The sequence below is a fragment of the Tardiphaga sp. genome (genome assembly GCF_041424195.1).
Classification (GTDB): Bacteria; Pseudomonadota; Alphaproteobacteria; order Rhizobiales; family Xanthobacteraceae; genus Tardiphaga.
The window spans coordinates 1-4,238 of record NZ_JBGMOE010000191.1 but is presented as its reverse complement, the minus strand read 5'-3'; the positions used below and the strand labels follow the sequence as shown (position 1 = coordinate 4,238).

Sequence of the window (4,238 nt, the reverse complement as noted above, 5' to 3'; positions counted from 1 at the left end):
TTATTCCGGTGAGACCGGCCGATCCGTGGCCCCTTTTATTCCCGGTGTTCTCACCAGGCTCCATCTCGGCTGCGATCGCATCATCGGCGGGCATGACGATCTCATCCTGCCGCCGGTGACTGCCCGGCCAGATCAACGTGGCACCATTCTCCGCCCGGTAGGAGGAGAAGGGCCACATCACGTTGATCATATACTCGACGCCGGCAGTGTGGACGGGCCACATGTCCTGATCGCGGTGCGGAGGCTGTGCCACGCCGCCTGGCTCGATCTCGATCGCCTGCGTGAGATTGAGCTGGATCGTGTCGCACCAGGGCTGGAGGAAACGCTCGACGACGGCGACAATCAGCGGGTCGAGCGCAAAGCGGCCCATGTGCCGCGACCGTCTCAGGAGCCCGTGGAAACGCCGGGTGGTCTCGCCATAGAATGGCCCCACCGAATGCGGCGTCGCGACGAAATCCTGTTCGAGATCGCCTGCCAGCCTGTCGACCAGGCTGGACGGTACGGCGTTGCGGATGATGCAATAGCCTTCAGCTTCGAGGTGCTCGCAACAGGATTTCGTATCCGGCACCAGCCGGTCAAGTGCAATGATGGTCATGGAATGTCTCCGTCAGGCTGCGGCGCGACCGTCAGCGTGGGCGTGGACGATGCGCATCGGCACATAGGTGCCTGCAGACCGCAGCTTGTCGGGCGTGTCGCCGTCGATCTCGATCACGAGAGCGCCGGTGCTTAGGCCCGCAATCTCCCTGGGCAGGCCCAGCGGTCGACAATCCCATCCGAGCGACAGGATCTGGCTCAGCCATCCTGAATCCGCGATGCATGTGAAACGGCGAATGCCCCGAAGCAGCGCAAACTCGACGACGGCCGTCGTGACCGCATTGCGGACCTCTAGTCTGCGCGCCGCACGGTTACGCGGCGAAAGGCAGGCGCGGCTGAGTTCGAAGATATGTTCGCCAGATGGGACAGGCCCATCGCACAGTTCGGGGAAGATATTGCCCAGAACATGCGGGCGAATGCTCGGTAGCAGACGGATCGAGCCGTCATGCTCGCCGCGTTCATTGGTCGCGACGACGTAGATCGCATGCTCATCGTCGAACTGGTCAATTTCATAGGCGCCGTCGATGACCGGCACGTCCCAGCCCAGCATATCGACGAATATCCTTTTCCGGTCGCGATACATGTCGTTCAGCACCGGCGAACCTTCGCCCCATTCCGCGCCTTCGAAAATCTGGATCATGATGATGCTCCCTCGTTGATGGAGCAGGCATCATCGGTGCGATGAACAACGAGCGTCGATAACCGGAACTGGGTATTGCTAGTGCTTGCGGAGCATCTCCGGGAAGCTCGCGAGACCATCGAACAGCACCCGGGCGATCAGATTGCACCGCTGGATGTTGCCGTACGAGCGGAACACGGCCTTGCAATGCTGATGGGCCGTTGCCCCGGAAATTCCGAGGATATCTCCCATTTCGGCGTAGCTCTTGCCTTGGCCCAACAGCAACACGACTTCGCGTTGGCGGGGAGTGACCTGGGGAGGCGGTTCAACGCTTAGTCCCGCGGCCTTGCGTGCCTGTCGCCGCATGGCCTCGAACGCATGAGAAGCAGCGTAGAATGCCGCAGGCAGAACCTCACGGGAGATATTCCCTGACAAGGGCGCGGCGAAGGTGCAGCTTCCCGAATATTCACCGGGAAGATGGACGGGGATCGTATAGCCGGCCCGGAAATTGCGCAGCGCTCCCCGCTCGAGGATATGTCGGTGCCGCTCATTCAGGCGGTTCAATAGATGGGGGTCGGGCCAGATGAAGCCCGTATTCCGACCGTTGCACAAGAAATGGATGGGATCATCCATGTAGTAACCCTCATGGAAGACTTCGCTGAGCCAATCAGGCGTGTAGTTCGAGACACCGAAGGATGTGGATGGGGGATTGAGCAGATCGACATGATGCCCGATCGCGAAATGCCGGAAGCCCAGGAAATAGGTGAGATGCTCAAGAACGCCCTGTATGTCCTGGCTATCTCGTGCGTCGTAAAATGCCGAAATGATCGACTGATATTCCTGGGAATGTAGCATGACTGGCTCCTTCGGGAGCGGGCTGCGAAATAGCCTTGTCCGCCGGCCGCCGCTCCAGAGCCGTGGGCCCCGAAATCCTACCAAAAATGCTGCAAAGCAAAAATTTAGTTGTTCCTTCAACAGGGTAACAACCTTCATTTCACGGACGCAAATCGGCCGTCAGTGGGGAGGAGGAGAGTGAGGCGAGAAGCGGGCTTAAGCCCGGATTTCAACAACATATTGAGCTTCGCTATGCCTTCCCGGATCTCCGCCAGAATGGCCCAAACTGTTTCCACAATTATGTCGCGCATGCGAACCAGGCTGAATTCCGCAAGGCAGTTCCGCGAAGACGTGCGATGCCTGCAGCGCATTATCCGCTCGGAACAGGAACCTGGTCGACGGATACTCGAACTCTATTTCATCGAGAAATGTCCGGTCGATGATATCGCGACCCGGCTTGGCCTATCCCCTGCAATGGTGCGCCGACACCTGTTGCGCGCGATACACCGGTTTGAAGAGGAACGCGGGTCTTGAACAGTTTTGGCTCGCAAACTGGCCGGCGTCTCCAGCGCTATCGCGAAATCATGACCAGGCCTGATCCCGGCCACACTGTAGTCCAATGCTCTCTCGAACTACCTTGCCGGTCATTCAGGAATTGGATGGCATGAGCAATTCCCAACCCGATCAGCATCGTCGTGGCGCCCCATATATTGACTCGCTGCGGTTGCAGGAAATCGAAGCAGCGGGTGCAAATCTCGTCAAACGTCTGGGCGGCAGGTGGTGCGGTGGACAGGGACTTTGTCTCTGCCCCGCCCATGACGACCATGACCCGAGCCTCTCCGTCCGCGTCGGCGACTCCGCCCTGCTGTTCAAATGCTTCGCAGGCTGCGACACGATCGCCGTTCTGCGGGCTATCCGCCGCCTTCACCTCGACCTGCCCGAGCGAGGCGCCTCGATCTCATCGATCAGGCACAGCCCCTTTCAACCTGGATCCGGACCGGCGCTGCGCGTCTGGGATGCCTCCAATCCGATGGTCGGCACACTCGCTGAGACCTATCTTGCCAACCGTTTCCTCGTGCCACCCTGGCGCGACCTTCGCTACAATCCGCGCACGCCCCTGGGGCGGGGCAGGGCTGTCGTCTTTAGACCGGCGCTCATCGCCGCAGTCCGCGAGGGACATCGGCTCGTTGCAATCCATCGAACCTTTCTCGATCCGGTAGCTGGCTTTAAAGCCAGCGATCTGACGGAACCGCGGATGATGCTTGGACGTCCAGGCCGCGGCGCGGTACAGCTGGCCGCTGCGACCACCGTTCTTGGACTTGCCGAAGGCATCGAAACGGCGCTTGCGGCCATGCGTCTTCATCGAATTCCCGTATGGGCGACACTTGGCGCCGAACGCGCTGCGCATGTCCTGCTGCCCAGCCGACTGGAACGCCTCGTTCTGCTCTTCGACCGGGATGCAGCAGGATGGAAAGCGAACAGCCAGATCCGGCTGGCCCACCAGCATACCGGTCTGGAGGTGTTCAGCCCATGGCCCCCTGTTCCTCATAATGACTGGGCGGATGTGCTCGAGCAAATGCCGCGCGCGGCGTGACGATCAAGCCAATGCGCAAACTGAACCGCGCCGGGTCTACCGGAGGCGTTGGGTTGTGAGTCACGCTGCCATATCGATGTTGTTCGCGGCAGCATAATATTGCTGTTCGGCTTCGGCAGGCGGGATGTTGCCGATGGGCTCCAGCAGCCGACGATGGTTGAACCAGTCGACCCATTCGAGCGTGGCATATTCGACGGCTTCGAAGCTGCGCCACGGTCCACGCCTGTGGATCACCTCGGCCTTGTAGAGGCCGTTGATCGTCTCGGCCAAAGCGTTGTCGTAGCTGTCTCCGACGCTACCGACCGACGGCTCGATCCCAGCTTCGGCGAGGCGCTCGGTGTACTTGATGGACACGTATTGCGACCCGCGGTCGCTATGGTGGATGAGGCCGCCCCGATGGGCCGGCCGGCGCTCATGAAGCGCTTGTTCCAGGGCATCGAGGACGAAGCTGGCATGCGCCGTCCTGCTCGCCCGCCAGCCGACGATCCGCCTTGCGTAGGTATCGATGACGAAGGCCACGTAGACGAACCCCGCCCAGGTCGCGAGTGGAGTAGGAAGCGCATAAGCGCTTCCCCTCCCCGAACCGTACGTGCACCT

The 4,238-nt window shown here is 60.7% G+C and carries 6 protein-coding genes; 2 read left to right on the top strand and 4 right to left on the bottom strand.

What is annotated here, in order from left to right; all coding sequences use genetic code 11:
- From ACEK02_RS26240 to ACEK02_RS26230, 3 genes are all read right to left on the bottom strand, one after another.
- Nucleotides 1-595: phytanoyl-CoA dioxygenase family protein (locus ACEK02_RS26240; protein ID WP_371424429.1), on the bottom strand; the 595-nt coding region annotated here is incomplete at its 3' end.
- Nucleotides 596-607: 12 nt separating this feature from the next.
- Complete coding sequence (locus ACEK02_RS26235; RefSeq protein ID WP_371424428.1) at nt 608-1,234, bottom strand: acyl-homoserine-lactone synthase; 627 nt, start codon at nt 1,232-1,234, stop codon at nt 608-610.
- A gap of 78 nt (nt 1,235-1,312) precedes the next feature.
- On the bottom strand, nt 1,313-2,206 hold the full coding sequence (locus tag ACEK02_RS26230; RefSeq protein WP_371424427.1) for an autoinducer binding domain-containing protein: 894 nt from the start codon (nt 2,204-2,206) through the stop codon (nt 1,313-1,315).
- A gap of 93 nt (nt 2,207-2,299) precedes the next feature.
- Between ACEK02_RS26230 and ACEK02_RS26225 the strand changes: the two genes are divergently transcribed.
- Together ACEK02_RS26225 and ACEK02_RS26220 are read left to right on the top strand one after the other, a co-directional pair.
- Nucleotides 2,300-2,581, top strand: coding sequence for a sigma factor-like helix-turn-helix DNA-binding protein (locus ACEK02_RS26225; protein WP_371424430.1), 282 nt, complete (start codon nt 2,300-2,302; stop codon nt 2,579-2,581).
- A gap of 103 nt (nt 2,582-2,684) precedes the next feature.
- A complete protein-coding gene (locus tag ACEK02_RS26220; protein ID WP_371424426.1) occupies nt 2,685-3,641 on the top strand; it encodes a toprim domain-containing protein in 957 nt (318 codons plus the stop codon).
- A gap of 60 nt (nt 3,642-3,701) precedes the next feature.
- On the opposite strand, the gene ACEK02_RS26215 is transcribed toward ACEK02_RS26220, so the two are convergent.
- A partial coding sequence (locus ACEK02_RS26215) for an IS3 family transposase (RefSeq protein ID WP_371424425.1) occupies nt 3,702-4,238 on the bottom strand: 537 nt, incomplete at its 5' end.